At 38.2% G+C, this 16,175-nt stretch carries 13 protein-coding genes, 1 other RNA gene and 1 pseudogene; 3 read left to right on the forward strand and 12 right to left on the reverse strand.

Going from position 1 to position 16,175, the window contains the following annotated elements; translation table 11 throughout:
• Window position 1: 1 nt before the first annotated feature.
• From hefA to AA974_RS03495, 5 genes are all read right to left on the reverse strand, one after another.
• On the reverse strand, window positions 2-1,435 hold the full coding sequence (gene hefA, locus AA974_RS03475; RefSeq protein WP_064433440.1) for an efflux RND transporter outer membrane subunit HefA: 1,434 nt from the start codon (window positions 1,433-1,435) through the stop codon (window positions 2-4).
• Between the two features lie 9 nt (window positions 1,436-1,444).
• A complete protein-coding gene (gene hemE, locus AA974_RS03480; protein WP_064433441.1) occupies window positions 1,445-2,464 on the reverse strand; it encodes a uroporphyrinogen decarboxylase in 1,020 nt (339 codons plus the stop codon).
• Window positions 2,465-2,532: 68 nt separating this feature from the next.
• A complete protein-coding gene (locus AA974_RS03485; protein ID WP_064433442.1) occupies window positions 2,533-3,150 on the reverse strand; it encodes a hypothetical protein in 618 nt (205 codons plus the stop codon).
• Window positions 3,147-3,803, reverse strand: coding sequence for a 3-methyladenine DNA glycosylase (locus AA974_RS03490; RefSeq protein WP_064433443.1), 657 nt, complete (start codon window positions 3,801-3,803; stop codon window positions 3,147-3,149). The genes AA974_RS03485 and AA974_RS03490 overlap by 4 nt, the downstream gene beginning before the upstream one ends.
• Before the next feature lie 117 nt (window positions 3,804-3,920).
• On the reverse strand, window positions 3,921-5,453 hold the full coding sequence (locus AA974_RS03495) for a flagellin A (RefSeq protein ID WP_064433444.1): 1,533 nt from the start codon (window positions 5,451-5,453) through the stop codon (window positions 3,921-3,923).
• Between the two features lie 197 nt (window positions 5,454-5,650).
• Between AA974_RS03495 and tlpD the strand changes: the two genes are divergently transcribed.
• The 3 genes from tlpD to pbp1a are packed head-to-tail and all read left to right on the forward strand — an operon-like array spanning window position 5,651 to window position 10,076.
• Window positions 5,651-6,952 (forward strand): chemotaxis chemoreceptor TlpD, encoded by a 1,302-nt coding sequence (gene tlpD / locus AA974_RS03500; protein WP_064433445.1) that lies wholly within the window; start codon window positions 5,651-5,653, stop codon window positions 6,950-6,952.
• Window positions 6,953-6,974: 22 nt separating this feature from the next.
• Window positions 6,975-8,096: an aminotransferase class I/II-fold pyridoxal phosphate-dependent enzyme gene (locus AA974_RS03505; RefSeq protein WP_064433446.1), complete on the forward strand. Its 1,122-nt coding sequence runs from the start codon at window positions 6,975-6,977 to the stop codon at window positions 8,094-8,096.
• Window positions 8,097-10,076 carry a penicillin-binding protein 1A gene (gene pbp1a, locus AA974_RS03510; RefSeq protein ID WP_064433447.1) on the forward strand — a complete coding sequence of 660 codons (1,980 nt, stop codon included), beginning with the start codon at window positions 8,097-8,099 and terminating at the stop codon, window positions 10,074-10,076.
• A 2-nt stretch (window positions 10,077-10,078) separates the two neighbouring features.
• On the opposite strand, the gene AA974_RS03515 is transcribed toward pbp1a, so the two are convergent.
• From AA974_RS03515 to AA974_RS03545, 7 genes and pseudogenes are all read right to left on the reverse strand, one after another.
• Entirely contained in the window at window positions 10,079-10,597 is a 519-nt protein-coding gene (locus tag AA974_RS03515; protein ID WP_328287323.1) for a tumor necrosis factor alpha-inducing protein, read from the reverse strand.
• A gap of 180 nt (window positions 10,598-10,777) precedes the next feature.
• Window positions 10,778-11,097, reverse strand: an RNA gene (rnpB, locus tag AA974_RS03520) — RNase P RNA component class A.
• A gap of 33 nt (window positions 11,098-11,130) precedes the next feature.
• The gene (locus AA974_RS03525) at window positions 11,131-12,603 is read right to left on the reverse strand and encodes a disulfide bond formation protein B (RefSeq protein ID WP_064433449.1); all 1,473 of its coding nucleotides are present in this window, start codon (window positions 12,601-12,603) and stop codon (window positions 11,131-11,133) included.
• Window positions 12,604-12,611: 8 nt separating this feature from the next.
• Complete coding sequence (locus AA974_RS03530; RefSeq protein ID WP_000394808.1) at window positions 12,612-12,776, reverse strand: hypothetical protein; 165 nt, start codon at window positions 12,774-12,776, stop codon at window positions 12,612-12,614.
• A gap of 142 nt (window positions 12,777-12,918) precedes the next feature.
• Window positions 12,919-14,693, reverse strand: a pseudogene (locus AA974_RS03535) (HAD-IA family hydrolase).
• A gap of 106 nt (window positions 14,694-14,799) precedes the next feature.
• The gene (locus AA974_RS03540; RefSeq protein ID WP_021172531.1) at window positions 14,800-15,354 is read right to left on the reverse strand and encodes a 2-oxoacid:acceptor oxidoreductase family protein; all 555 of its coding nucleotides are present in this window, start codon (window positions 15,352-15,354) and stop codon (window positions 14,800-14,802) included.
• Window positions 15,354-16,175 (reverse strand): 2-oxoglutarate ferredoxin oxidoreductase subunit beta, encoded by an 822-nt coding sequence (locus AA974_RS03545; protein WP_000885307.1) that lies wholly within the window; start codon window positions 16,173-16,175, stop codon window positions 15,354-15,356. Before AA974_RS03545 ends, AA974_RS03540 begins: the two co-directional genes overlap by 1 nt.

The raw sequence follows: 16,175 nt of genomic DNA on the forward strand, positions 1-16,175 counted from the left end.
CTTAATGCACATAGTCGTCTATTTTATGCCCGCTGTTAAAAATGTAATTGGCTTTTTGCACTTCATAATTATTGAGCGCTAAATTGTAAGCCACTTCTGCATCAAAGCGCGTGGTTAAGCCCCTTAAATAAGTGGTGAAATCCACTAAATTAGCGTCGTATTTCCTTTTAATATTGGCAAAAGAAAGATTAGCCGCATCCAAACTAGCCTTTGAAGATTCAATCTTGGCTCTGGCAATATCAAGCGACTTTCTGTAAAGCTGTTCGTCTTTTTCTTGCTCCAATTTTTTATACGCTAAATTCTTTTCATTCGCTAATCGGCCTAGCATGATGGATTGTTTTTGCAAGCTCAACCCTATATCATCAAAAAATTTCATGCTCGCAGTAACCCCAGCCGTATTTTGCTGGCCTGGGAAGAAGTTCCCAAAACCCCCCAAAGCGTAAGCGGGTTTTTGGATCCAATAAAGCCATGAGTCATACACATCTACTGTAGGGTAATAATTGAGTTGTTTGTTTTGGTATTTGAGCGCGGAAATCTGCTCCCTTAAAGAGACTAAATCTTGCCTTTCTCTTAATTGCAAATTAGGCACATCAATCGTAGTCTTTTTTAAATTTTTCACACTGAGGTTAGTGAGGTATTCTAAAGTCAAGCGGTTTTGTTCCAAAGCAAATTGCATGTCTAAAATATCGTATTCGCTCAAATTCCCTTGCGCTTTCAAGCTTTGCAAATCATCAATCGTCGTTAGCCCTTTGTCATAGAGCTTAGTAACTCTTTTAATGTCCGTTTTGATTTGCTCTAATTTCTTTTGTAAAGCGATCATGCGAGCAAGATTGTTAAAATACTCATAATATTGTTGCACCACTTGCAAATACACGCTCTGGCGGCTATACTCTAAATTAGCCACAGTGGATCGGTAAGTCGCAGACTTTTCTTTGACATTATTCACATCGCTAAAACCATTAAACACATTCAATGTGACTTGAGCCTGGAGTTGTTGCGTGTTATAATGTTTAAAGTGCGGAGTGTCCCTATTTTCATTTTTAAAATAATAATTCGCATTCAAAGTGGGCAAAAACATCGCTTTTGCGATGGTATGGTTTTTCATCGCTTGCTTGACACTGAGTTCTTGCGCTTGCAAACTGAGATTAGTGGTAGCCCCCTTTAGCAATTCATGAAGCCCCAAAGCGGCTTTATCGCTTTTTTCATGATATTTAGCAATCTCTTGATTGATCGTGGTCGCTGTTTCTTTAGGCGAGGGCAAAAAACCCGGTGTTGCTTCTATAGAACTTGTCGGCGGATCAATGAGCTTTAAATTCTTATGGCTATAATTGTTAAGGATTTGCTTGATTTCATCTGGGGTTTTAGAGGGGGCTTGCGCTAGAGTTAGAGTAACACACAAACCTAATAAACCCATGCATCTTATAATAGTTTTCATCAATCCCCCCTATCGCTTGGTTTTAGCATGCACTAATTGCACTAAATATTTCGCGTTTTCTCTGGGTAAATCCGGCAGCATCCCATGCCCTAAATTAAAAATATGCCCTTGATTGCCCATGACTTTTAAAATCCTTTCAACCCCTTCTTCTAAAGCGTTTTTATCATAAAGGCGGGTGGGTTCTAAATTCCCTTGCAAAACATACTTATCGCCTAAAATCTTTTTTGCCGCCTCTAAAGGCGTGCCCCAATCCACGCCAAACACATCAAATTCCCCATCTATGCTATCCAAATAAGTGCCAATCCCTTTAGGGAAAAGGATAACCGGAATATGCGCATAGCGTTTTTTAAGCTCTTTAGAGATTTTTTTCAAATAATCCCAACTGAATTTCAAATACGCTTCTTTTTCTAAAGCACTAGCCCATGAGTCAAAGATCATCACCGCATTGACCCCTGCTTGGATTTGAAGGCTCAAATACTCTATCAATTCAAGGCTTAATTTTTCTAAAAGCGCTTTTAAAACTTCAGGCTCACTATAAAGCATTTTCTTGCTTTTAGCATACGATTTGCTCCCTTCGCCTTCTATCATGTAAGTCGCTAAAGTCCAAGGCGATCCGCAAAAACCGATTAACGCTTTCTCTTTAGAAAGCTTTTGGCGCGTTTGAGAAATCGTATCATAGACATAGTTTAGTTGTTTATAAGCCCCTACTTTCAGGCTTTCCACGCTTTTTAAATCCGTAATGGTTTCTAAAAAATGCGGCCCCTTTTTGGGGATAAACTCCAAATTCAAGCCCATTTCCAAAGGCACTACTAAAATATCGCTAAACAAAATAGCCGCATCCACGCCTAAAATCTCTACTGGCTGTAGGGTAACTTCTGTGGCTAAATCGCTATTTTTACACAATTCCAAGAAGCTCCCCGCTTTTTTACGACTCTCTTGGTATTCGCTAAGGTAACGCCCCGCTTGCCTCATCATCCAAATGGGCGTATAAGGCGTTTCTTTTCTAAAACATGCATCAATGAAAATCATCATAAATCCTTCAAGGTTTGTCTAATTATTGTTTTTATACTCTATAGTTAGTTCTTAAAATAAATATTTTACCCTAAAAATCTAGTAAAATCATAAAAGGTGAAAGTGATACCAATAGAATAGATATTCAATCGTGGCGTGCCAAAGGCTTTAGAAAATTTGCTTTGGATAAAATAAAAAGGGATACCGCCCCTTGTTTCTATACTCAAGCCAAAATTTTTAGCCGCATTGAAAAACAAGCCCACACTCCCCATTGCTGATTGGATATTGAATTGATACTTATCAATCTTAGCCCCTAAAATTTGAAGCTGATAGCCTAAGGCGATTTTAGGGATAACCCACCCCTTAAAAAGTCTCACCCCAGCCATAAACCCAGCGCTCATGAAATACGAATCGCCCATTCCTGCATCTAAATACCCCCCTAATAAAGCTTTCTTTTTTAAAACATACCCTGCTTGAAAGCCTAAAGAAGCGTCATGGTAAATTTTATCCATCAAAATAGGTGGGCGGTTTTTAAGGCGGATGGGGGATCTTTTAGTCGTTTGGGCGTGCTGATAAAGATAGCCGATTTTAAAAGAGCCAAAATATTTTTTAGTAGGCTCTAAAGGTTTAAAAAAATTCAAATCCTTTTTGGCTAGCAAAACGCCTTTTAAAAGGCTTAAGATTAAGAAAAGTCTAAAAATCAAAGCTTTAATTCCAATTTTTGTTTGGAAAATTCTACAATCTTTCCATGGAATCTCGCATAAAGTTGCGCTAAAGAAATGGTGTTTTCATAAAGCGCTAAAGCGGGATTTAAATTCTCTTGAACGCCTTTTTCAAAAAAATTTTGCAATTCGTCATAATCTTCTATCTCTATGCCCAATTTTTTTAAAAAAAGATAGCTGTATTTATCCACCACCATCACTTCTTTAGCGCACACATAGCATAAAATCGCATCCGCGCTTTCTTTGCCAATGCCCTTTTGGTCTAAAAGCCACTCCCTAGTCGCTTCTTGTTTAAAATTTTCAAAACTTTGAAAGTCTTTTAAAATATTCTTGCTCAAATTAATTAATCGTTTGGCTTTTTGGTTATAAAACCCGCTAGGGCGGACACACTCTGCAAGCTTTGAAAACTCTATATAAGTGATTTTTTCAAGATTGATTTCATCATCATTTTCTAAAATGAAAGCGTTTTTTAGATTTTCTAAAGATTTCAAAACGGCTTCAAATTTAGTATTTTGCGTTAAAACCGCCCCCAGTAGAGCTTCAAATTTAAAAGCGTTAGGCCACCACCAAGCAGGGGCGTTTTTCAATAAATCCAAGCTCTTTAAAGCCTTTAAAATCTCAAAACTATCCAACACAATAACCGCCTATGATAAAAAGAAATAAAAAAGAGTATTTTATTAAAAAAGAAGTAAAAATTAAAGCGAAAAGCCAACGCTTAAAGCGTTAGCCCCCTACAAACACCTTTCTTAAAACTAAGTTAAAAGCCTTAAGATATTTTGTTGAACGGTATTGGCTTGACTCATCGCATAGCTACCTGATTGCGCCAAAATGTTGTTTTTATTGAAATTCGCACTCTCTTCAGCAAAATCCACATCCCTGATTTGAGACTCAGCCGCTTTAACATTCACTTGAGTGATGCTGATATTATTCACGGTGCTAATCATTTGATTTTGCACAGAACCTAAATCAGAGCGGACTTTATCCAACATTTTCATCGCAGACTCGGCAATATCAATCACCACCATCGCACCTCTTAAGGTTGTAACCCCAGCTCCCAAGTTTTGATTGCCACTAGCGATCACGGCGTTATAGTTCGCGCCACTAGCCGATTTGACATTAGCGTTAAAATTCCCAGTAACATCGCGCAAATTCACCGTGGTTTCTGCCACTTGAGATTCTCCAAAACCAATCGCTGTGAAACCTAAATGCTGCGAATCAGAAGCCGAAACGACATTGATGCTCTTAGCGTCTAATCGTGTGAGAGAAAGCCTTCCGTAGTTAGTAGAGCCTTTTGTTAAATCCTGACCGCCATTAACCATCGTTAAAGCGCTAGGCCCACCACTGACACTATCGGTTTTGATCTCAATCCCACGACCATCTAAACTGCGCAAATTCAAGCGTCCGTTTTGATCCGTATAAGCTTCCACGCCGGTTTCTGAAGTGACCGCATTGATCGCTGCAACCAATCTCCCATCTGAGTCATTTTTCTTAATATCTGCAATATTACCCAAATGGACCCCGTTTAAGGTTAAATTACTCAAACTTCCTGATTGGACCGCCACATCGCTTGTGGTGATAACGCTCGCATGAGCTCTAACTCCTGTTTGGTTAGAGTTCTTGTTAATCACTTCTGCTAACACGCCGATCCCTGTGCCTGCTGAGCTAGAGACCTTTACGCTCTCTAAAGTCACATCATTCACGCCATCCACTTGTTTGAAAGTCAAGCTAATATCTCCAGAAGCCGTGATTAACGCACCTGTAGCGATACGAACCTGACCGATTTTATCGGAAGTGGTAGAGCCAATAGAAGCCTTAATGCTTTGGTTAGAATAAGCCCCTACTTGGAATTCTTTGTTAGTGAATTGACCAGACAATAACGCTTGCCCGTTATAAGTAGTCGTGTTACCGATATTATCTAAACCTTGAATCAAACGAACGATGTCAGATTGAATCGCTTTACGAGATTCTGTAGTTTGCCCATCTTGAGCCGCTTGAGTCGCTTTAACCTTAACAGTGTCTAAGATTTTCAACTGCTCATCCATAGCCTTATCCGCAACTTGGATAATCCCCATGCCGTCATTCGTGTTGGCAATCGCTTGACCCAAACTGCTCGCTTGTGAACGCAAAGAATCCGCCACCGTCATGCCTGATGCGTCATCAGCCGCTTTATTAATCCTTAAACCTGAACTCAATCTCTCCAATGAAGTTTTAAGCGCATTTTGAGTGAGTGCGGATTGCACATGCGCATTCATCGCATTGATATTTGTATTGACCTGAAAAGCCATTGTTGTAACTCCTTGTTATAAAAAACCCAAAGGCATCCTTGCTTTTGGTTAGAACTATTATCGGTTAAAGTGTGAAATTTTAAAGGGCTTTATTTTACGAATTGTTTTTGAAGTAACAAGACTAACGAGCGTTTAAAATGTTTGGTAATTTTGGGTATAATCTCAAATGAGTTAAATTTAAACGAAGGGATACCACTATGTTTGGGAATAAGCAGTTGCAACTTCAAATCAGTCAAAAAGATTCTGAAATTACGGAGTTAAAAAAAGAAATCAATCTCTATCAAAACCTTTTAAATTTGTGCTTGCATGAAGGTTTTGTAGGCATTAAAAACAATAAAGTCGTTTTTAAGAGTGGGAATCTTGCAAGCTTAAACAATTTAGAAGAACAAAGCGTTCATTTTAAAGAAAATGCAGAGAGCGTTAATTTACAAGGGGTTTCTTATGCTTTAAAAAGCCAAAATATTGATGGCGTGCAGTATTTTTCCTTGGCTAAACAAGCAGGTTGTGTGGGGGAATACCATAAAAATGATTTGTTTAAGACTTTTTGTGCGAGCTTAAAAGAGGGCTTAGAGAACGCGCAAGAAAGCATGCAGTATTTCCATCAAGAAACAGGCTTGCTCTTAAATGCGGCTAAAAATGGCGAAGAGCATTCTGCTGAAGGATTAGCGACCGTTAATAAAACGGGTCAAGACATTGAATCGCTTTATGAAAAGATGCAAAACGCCACTTCGTTAGCGGACTCCCTCAACCAACGGAGCAATGAAATCACTCAAGTCATTTCTTTGATTGATGATATTGCAGAACAAACCAATCTGTTAGCCCTAAATGCCGCTATTGAGGCCGCACGAGCGGGCGAGCATGGGAGAGGGTTTGCGGTGGTGGCTGATGAGGTGAGAAAACTCGCTGAAAAAACCCAAAAAGCCACTAAAGAAATCGCCGTTGTCGTTAAAAGCATGCAACAAGAAGCGAACGATATTCAAACCAATACCCACGATATTAATTCTATTGTAGGCTCTATTAAGGGCGATGTAGAAGAGCTTAAATCCACCGTAAAAAATAACATGATTGTCGCACAAGCGGCAAAATACACCATCTACAATATCAATAACCGGGTGTTTTGCGGTTTGGCCAAACTTGACCATGTGGTCTTTAAAAACAATCTTTATGGCATGGTTTTTGGTCTCAACTCCTTTGACATTACCAGCCATAAGAATTGCCGCTTAGGCAAATGGTATTATGAGGGCGCAGGCAAAGAGAATTTTTCCAACACTTCAGGCTATAGAGCTTTAGAAAGCCACCATGCGAGCGTGCATACTGAAGCTAATGATTTGGTTAAAGCCGTTCAAGAAGACCACATTACCGATTCAAAATACCTAGAGCATAAAGTGCATTTAATGGAAGATAGTGCTAAACATGTTAAAGAAAATATTGATAAGATGTTTTACGAAAAACAAGACGAACTCAATAAAATCATTGAAAAAATTCAAAAAGGTGAATGATTTCATTCAATGAAGTGTTTTTATGTTTTCTAAATCTTTAGAAGCCCTACACCATGCCAAACGATACCGCAAAAGAGAGTTGTTTGACCCTTTATTAAAGGATTACGCTTCTAATGATTATTTGGGTTTGAGCGTTAAAAAAGGCTTGCTTGAAAACGCTTTCAATAAGCTCCAAGTCTTTGAAGCTCATTCCCCCAAGGCTTCCATGCTAGTGAATGGCTACCACCCTTTGCATGCAGAATTAGAAGAACGATTAGCGGGTTTGTTGGGGTTTGAAAGCGCTCTTTTAGTGGGGAGTGGTTTTTTGGGTAATCTGGCTTTAATAGACACCCTTTTAGTCAAAAACGCTCTCTTATTCATGGACGAACACTACCATGCAAGCGGGATTTTTAGCATCAAAGCGAAACCTGATCAAGTGGTTTTTTTCTCGCACAACGACGCTAAAGATTTACAACAAAAACTCTTTAACGCCCCTAAAAATAAACTCAAATTCATAGCCATTGAAGGGGTTTATTCTATGGATGCGAGTATCGCTCCCTATGATTTTTATGCAATCACTCAAGAGATTCCTAACGCTTTTTTAATCGTTGATGAAGCCCATAGTTTTGGGACTATCGGCGAGAATTTGTTGGGTTTTTTAGAATATTATCGCATCCAAGAAAGAGACAAAATCATTAAGCTCAGCACTTTCTCTAAAGCGCTTGCGAGCTATGGAGCGTGTATTTTAGCCCCTTTACAAATCATAGAGTTTTTAATCAACCGCGCTAAAAGCGTGATTTACACCACCGCTTTAAGCCTGTTAGACACCGCTTTAACTTTGGTCCATTTAGAATACTTTATCGCACAAAAACAAGAATTAAAAAACGAGCTTAGCCAACACCAACAGATTATTTTTGAAACCTTAGGCATTAGAACGCCCACAGGATTTTTCACTTTAGAATTTGAAAACAATCTTGCTCTTTTAAACGCCCATCATTTTTTGAAAGAAAAGGGGTTTTTAGTAGGAGCTATCCGCCCCCCCACGGTTTCTAAACCCCTTTTACGCATCTCTTTATCTCTCAAAAACAGCTTAAAAGATACCAAAGAGCTTGCAAACACCCTTTTAGATTATTTTAAAATACAATCTTCTTTTAAGAGTGGTTAAATGCTAAAAAAGATTTTTTATGGCTTTATCGTTTTATTTTTAATTATCGTAGGGTTATTAGCCATTCTTATCGCTCAAGTTTGGGTGACTACAGATAAGGATATTGCCAAAATTAAAGATTATCGCCCGGGCGTCGCTTCACAGATTTTAGACAGAAAAGGGCGTTTGATCGCTAATATTTATGATAAAGAATTCCGTTTTTATGCGCGTTTTGAAGAAATTCCCCCACGATTTGTTGAAAGCCTTTTAGCGGTAGAAGACACCCTCTTTTTTGAACATGGGGGGATCAATTTAGATGCTATCATGCGCGCTATGATTAGAAACGCTCAAAGCGGTCGTTACACCGAGGGGGGTAGCACCCTGACCCAACAACTCGTTAAAAACATGGTGCTCACACGAGAAAAAACCCTAACCCGAAAACTCAAAGAAGCTATCATTTCTTTACGCATTGAAAAAGTCTTAAGCAAAGAAGACATTTTAGAGCGCTATCTGAACCAAACTTTTTTTGGGCATGGGTATTATGGCGTCAAAACCGCAAGTTTAGGGTATTTTAAAAAACCCCTTGACAAACTCACGCTTAAAGAAATCACCATGTTAGTCGCCTTACCTAGGGCTCCCAGTTTTTATGACCCTACTAAAAATTTAGAATTTTCACTTTCTAGGGCTAATGATATTTTAAGGCGGTTGTATTCTTTAGGTTGGATTTCTTCTAACGAGCTCAAATCCGCTCTCAATGAAGTGCCAATCGTCTATAACCAAACTTCCACGCAAAATATCGCTCCCTATGTCGTGGATGAAGTGTTGAAACAATTGGATCAATTAGACGGGTTAAAAACTCAAGGCTATACCATAAAGCTCACGATAGATTTGGATTACCAACGCTTAGCGTTAGAGTCCTTGCGTTTTGGGCATCAAAAAACCTTAGAAAAAATCGCTAAAGAAAAGCCAAAAACTAACGCATCTAATGAATATGAAGACAACTTAAACGCCAGCATGATAGTTACAGACACGAGCACCGGTAAGATTTTAGCTTTAGTGGGGGGGATTGATTATAAAAAAAGCGCTTTCAATCGCGCCACGCAAGCCAAACGGCAGTTTGGGAGCGCGATCAAGCCTTTTGTGTATCAAATCGCTTTTGATAATGGCTATTCCACGACTTCCAAAATCCCTGATACCGCACGAAATTTTGAAAATGGCAATTATAGCAAAAACAGCGAACAAAACCACGCATGGCACCCTAGCAATTATTCTCGCAAGTTTTTAGGGCTTGTAACCTTACAAGAAGCTTTGAGCCATTCGTTAAATCTAGCCACGATCAATTTAAGCGATCAGCTTGGCTTTGAAAAAATTTACCAATCTTTAAGCGATATGGGGTTTAAAAACCTCCCTAAAGACTTGTCTATTGTGTTAGGGAGCTTTGCTATCTCACCGATTGAAGCGGCTGAAAAGTATTCTTTATTTTCTAATTACGGCACTATGCTCAAACCCATGCTCATTGAAAGCATCGCTAACCAACAAAACGAAGTCAAAACTTTCGCGCCCATTGAAACCAAAAAGATCACCACCAAAGAACAGGCTTTTTTAACCCTTTCAGCGCTGATGAATGCGGTAGAAAATGGCACAGGGAGTTTGGCTCGCATTAAAGGCTTAGAAATTGCCGGTAAAACCGGAACTTCTAACAACAATATTGATGCTTGGTTCATTGGTTTTACCCCCACCTTACAAAGCGTGATCTGGTTTGGGAGAGATGATAACACGCCTATTGGCAAAGGAGCGACAGGAGGCGTTGTGAGTGCACCTGTGTATTCGTATTTCATGCGTAACATTCTAAGCATTGAACCTTCTTTAAAAAGAAAGTTTGATGTCCCCAAAGGCTTGCGTAAAGAAATCGTGGATAAAATCCCCTACTACTCAACCCCTAATTCCATCACCCCCACTCCCAAAAGAACAGACGATAGCGAAGAACCCTTATTGTTCTAAGCCTACATGGCTATAGGGACTTTAATATCCCCATAATTGATAGAATCTTTAAAGATTTCTTCCACTTTAGAAATAAGGATACTCACCGCTTGATTGTCTAATGCCATTTTATGCAACCCTTCGCTCAAAGCGTCCTTATCAAAAGAACGCGCACGCACTAACGCAAACACTTCCTCATTGTTAGGATTGATATAAATTCCTAAACGATCCACATTCATCAAGCTGTCATAAATGGGCTGTGTCATTTGAATAAACATTTCATTAGTGATCTTTTGCTTGATGCGATTGGATTTGGAAAGGTAAGCCTCTTTGAGTTTATGCACAATATTTTGCGCCACTCTTATTGTCGCTCTTTTGGTAGCGATTTTCTCTATCTCTTCAGTTTTCTTACCATCCACAATGTGCGAGCTATCCACCCCTTGCGTGATATACTGACTGCGATTTTGCAACATCCAATAAGGCACATCTTGTAAAAAAGAATTCCTTTGTGAAGTGTTTGGGCAAGTGCAGGCCTGCAACATCAAAACACCCAATCCGCATAAAACCAATTGCTTGCTTTTTAAAAAAGATTTTTCTAACACGCTATCCCCTTTGATTTTGATTTTACAGAGTGTAACATAAATCTTTAAGATTTTAAACAATAATTAGGTAAAAAATAAAAAAAATAAAATGATTGAAACTTTATTTAAAAATCAACACGCAGTTACGCATTAGAATAAGCCGGGTTCTGTCAATGGATGGCCATTTATCTGGGAAATATTTTGCAATATTCCTCAAGCGAAGCGTGTATCAATTTAGACTTACCATGCGCTTCTTGCTACAAATTGGGTTTGCCCAAACAAGCTAAATCGCTTTAGCTCTGGTGGGCTCTTACCCCACCCTTTCACCCTTACCTTAAAAAGGCGGTTTGCTTTCTGTGGCACTTTCCCTTAGCTTGCGCTAGCCATCCGTTAGATGGAATTTTGTCTAATGTAGCCCGGACTTTCCTCTATTCTAAAATAGCGACCATCTTCTAATGCGTTAATATATTAGAAAAAAGTAGCTTTAAAAGAGTTTAAAAATTAAGGGTATAGAGAATATTTTTATTATTCTCATAGCTCACAAGGATAAGCTCATTATCCCTAAACCCTCCAGCACTGATATTTTTAATCTCTTTAGGCAAGCCATAAACTTCAAGGATCTCTTCTTTTGTAGGGTCTATGACTAAAAGCGTGTTAAATTCCTTACTGAACGCATAAAGCTTATTATCCTTTAAAGCTAGCGCGCTGATAACCAACTCGCCCAGTTTCCTTTTTTCTTTAAGCTTGGCATTGCCCAGTTCAAGTAAAAACTCCCCATGCACTTGTTTGTCGCTATTAAGCATGGAGATGATAATCAAATCCTTATAACGCTTGTTAGGAGCGCTGATCAAATAAGTGAATTTAGCCCCTCTTCTTGCAGCGCTAACATAATAGTTTTTCGCCCTAGAAGTTTTCAAGCGGCTGCGTTCCACTTCATCAAAAGAGTTAGCCCCTTCCAAAAAATAAGGGAAGTTTTTAAGCGCGTTAGCGTTTTTGTTAGGCGTGATTTCTGCACTCGTTTTATTGTTGCCCATGATCACAATGTTGTCATCTTCATTAAAATCCGCCCCCACGAACGACCCCACCGTCGCGCTATAATAGCTATCTAGCACCATATGGCTGTGAATGGTTTTTAAATCGTTACCCACAAGATAAAGGCCTTGGTTTTCTGTGGTAAGGATCGCCTTATCTTCATTGAAACTCAAATCTGTGATCGCTCCGTTCAGTTTTAAAAAAAGCTCTTCTTTTTTTTCAATCTTCAACGCTTTTGTAATTTCTAAAGGCGAATGCTCATAATCATTATCTTTAGGCAAAGCGCTCAATTTCAAAGGCTCACCCACATCTCTTCTGCCCAAAACGCTTCTTGGGAATTTTGAATGATTCCAATTTTCCATAGACCAGACAGATTCTTTCAAATTCCAAGAAAAACGCACCGGACTGCTTTGCCCTATGTAAGGGAAAGGCCCGGTAGAAAGAAACGCTTGCACGGCGTTAGAACCCACCACAATAAAGAAAATATAAAAAGCACTTTTTTGGAGCGTGTTTAATGAATGATCTTTAAAAAGTTGGGTATTAGGGGCAAAAAAGAGCAACACCGCTAAAAGCACCACCACGCTAAAAAAGACAAAAAGCGCCCAAAACTGCGTGTGTAAGCCCAAAATAGGGAGCGCAAAGCCCTGCCCCACATCTTCTAAAGCATGGCTACCGGTATAATAAAAGCCCTCATATAACCCACTACCAGCCATGAGTAATAGCAAGGCGATGTATTTAGGCTTAAACCCAAAACGCACCACCAAAAGTGCCACAGCCCCTATTAAAATCATGTTGATGCGTAGCGCCCAGCAAAAAATACAAGGCGAATCTTTCAAAACATAGCCAAAATAAAAATTCGCCAAACCCACAGGAAAGATTAAAATCCCTAAAATCGCCAAAGAAAAAAGATTATAAAATCGGATTTCTTTATTCATGTATCCTCCTATAAATTCATATTAGGCAAAACGCTAGAGCTGTGGCCTATAAAAATAATAAGCTCCATCAACCACACCACAATCAAAATCCCAAACGCCCAATTTTCTTTTTCAGGCTTTTTAAACGCTATCAAAACAGCGGCTAGACTTAGAATCAGTCCTAAAAACTCCATGCTATTCCTTAAAATTTTCGTAACATTATACCCAAAAACAAACTATTGGATAAATAAAAAATATCTAGTGGATAACTTTTGAGAGAATTATTTTAAGGGAGAAAGCCCTAGTTATCCATATTTGATTGAAACAGAGCCAATTTTATGATTTCTTTTTTAACTTCCCATAGATTTTTTTAATTAGAGATAATATTTTAAACCATATCTCTTGCTTGTTTGTCCTAAGGCTTCTTTTTAATATGCCATAACTTTGTGAAGGTTTTAAAATACAAGACAATAAAGAAACATCGTTGCAAAACAAGGGCAGAGCGTCTTTATGCGTTGCATCTGGAAGAAAATAAATTTGTTTAAATTGCTCTTGATCTCGAATGCTAGGATGATCAATGAAGAAATTGACCCACTTTATCACATCATGAATGTCTAAAAAAATTTGACTTTCTTTAAAATATGAAGCATATCCAACAGCCCCTTCTACTATTTTTTCATAAGCTTTAGAGCGGTGTTTTTCGCAAGATGGAACATTTTTTTGATAAATTGGAACGCCATTTTCTACATTTAAAATAGGGTATTCAGGACTTGTTAGCAAAAACTCCACAAAATCCCAATTATGAAAATAAATGGATTTAGGGTGTGAAAAAGGTAAGAAACTCACGCAATCATGATTTAAAATTCTTAAGAGATCCACATAGCATCCAAAAACTTCTTTATTCAAAGCTTTTTGTATTAACTCTTGCGAAGAATATCCCCAAGTAATCGTATCTACAATGGCGATATTTCTCTCTAAATTTGATGAAGACAAGTATTTTCTGTAATTATCTAAACATTTTCGTGCTAAACAGCGGCAATGTTCAAAGTTGCTATATATATATATGCTTGTTGGTTAGTGGTGATTTGCTTCTTTTTAACTTCTTCTTCGCCTTCTAAAATACGCAAAATTTCCAAACTCTCACCCTCTGTGACTTCTAAAAATACCGCTTTTTTTAAAATTCTGGGAGCATAGATATAAGTAGTTTTATATAAATTTGGATATAAAATATTAAAAATTTTTTGCAATAAATAACCATCTCGTGCAACAAACACTAAAGTATCAATATTTCTTTTATGAATCTCTTTATAGATAAACTGGCAATAAGCAACGGCTACAATTCCTGCCTGCACCACTCCCAAAAGAAACCAATAATCAAACTTTTCATATTTTTGAATATAATTTTTATAAAAAACGCATAAAGATCCTAAAATAAAGCTTTGTGCAACACTAGTCGGATTAAATGTTTTGTATTTAGGAAAAATTTCTTCAAATTGCCTCAACACACTTTTTCTAACTAGCGTTGCTATACCTAAACTTTTAGGCATAGCGTCATCTGCCCAAAAATTATCACCAATATGCAACATTTGTGTGTGAGTAATATTTTCTTGTTTTAAAACATGTTTAAACAAATCTTTTGAATGTTTAGTAAGCATTATATGGCTACTAAGATAGAAATTTGTATAACCATCAAAACCCTTAGAAATTAAAATATCTTCAAGGACCTCTAAAGGTAAATACATATCTGATATAATAATCACTCTCTTATTGTTCTCTTTAGCGAAACGATAGAGTTCTAACATCTCTAAGTTTGGAATAAGCATCTCTTTTTCAGTGGCAATTTCTACTTCCTTATATGAATAAAACTCTTTTGGAATTTGATGATAAATTTCATCTAGAGTAATGTCTTGTTCTTTACTGATTTCTCTAGATTGCATTTCTGCTAGAATCCTTGCTTGACAAAAACCTTTAATATCATATTTAGTCTCAATATACAAAAATAAATCTGTGGGTTTAATGAAAGGTCTTAAAAGAAGGGTATCAAAAATATCAAAAGAAATCACATCGTATTTTAAAACCTCACTTTTTGCCTCATCTAAAAATTTGTACACACAATAATCCTTATGTAAAATTTGAGCATTATAGAATTCTTTTTTCAAAAATACAAGAAAAGGGGAAAAAACTATAACTAAAGAAATGAGATAAGGGGTTACCCCCTTATTTTTTCAAAGCTTCTAAAGCATGTTTTTTACCAATTTCAAAGGCTTTTTTGTTCGTGTCAGCGACTTTTGCAGGGACTTTTTTAAGCATGGTGTCTAGCACGATATTTTCTTCTACGCATTTAGTAAGTTCCACGGTAATGGCTAACGCTACCACAGATTGTGTGATAATGTTACCCACTTCATCTTTAGCGATACTGATAATGGGGATTTTATAGATCTGGTATTTTTCTTCATCTTCTTTAGTGGGGGTTACCAGATTGGGATCAATGACAACGATACCGCCTTTTTTAATATCGCTTTTAAACTGGTTGTAGCTGATTTGAGCGACTGAAAGCATGAAATCAATCTCGCCCTCTTTAGCGTAAGGGAAAATAATTTCATCTTTGTCTAGCAAAATATCCACTTTAGTAGGCCCTCCACGCACTTGCGAAGTGTAAGTGGAAGTCTTAGTGCCATAGCCCCCACTCACAATCTTAGCTTCAGCCAAAATCTCCCCCGCTAACAGCACGCCTTGCCCTCCAACGCCCGTAAATCGTAATTGCGCTTCCATTATTGTTTTCCTTGTGCTTTTTCAATGATTTCTTGATACGCTTCGCAATATTCTTTCCTGTCCGTGTCATGCTTTAAAACGCCTGTAGGGAATTTATCCACCCTTTCTTCAGGGCTCATGGCCTCAAATTGGCGTTTGCTCACTAATCGGCTTTCCATCCATTTTAGCATTTGAGACGCTTCGCCCATTTTATTCTTACGCCCTAAATTGATATGGCAATTACTATGGACATCAAAGAAGCTAAAGCCCTTGTGTGTAAAACCTTCTTTAAGCACTTTTTCTAATTTTTGAGGGTCTAAAACGCTCTCTCTAGCCACAAAGCTCGCCCCTGCAGCGGTGGTTAAAGCACATGGGTCAAATTGGTTATCAATATTCCCCCATTGAGCCGTAACCGTCCACATGCCATTAGGCGTGGTGGGCGAAGTTTGGGAGTTGGTCAAACCATAAATGAAATTATTCACTAAAATAAAATTCAAATCAATGTTCCTCCTGCATGCATGCATGGTGTGGTTGCCTCCAATAGCAAAGCCATCGCCATCGCCAGAAACCACGATCACATGCTTACTAGGGTTAGCTAATTTAATCCCTGTCGCATACGCTACAGCCCTACCATGCGTGGTATGAACGGTGTTGCAATTCACATACGAGCTCATGCGCCCGCTGCAACCAATCCCACTCACCAAACACACATCATCCATTTTCCAACCTAAAGCGTCAATCGTGCGGATAATGGATTTTAAAATCACGCCATCACCACAGCCCCAACACCACAAAGTGGGTATTTTATCCACACGCAAATATTCATCATAATTAAACGCCAT

Source organism: Helicobacter pylori, from assembly GCF_001653475.1.
GTDB classification, from domain to species: Bacteria; Campylobacterota; Campylobacteria; order Campylobacterales; family Helicobacteraceae; genus Helicobacter; species Helicobacter pylori_CM.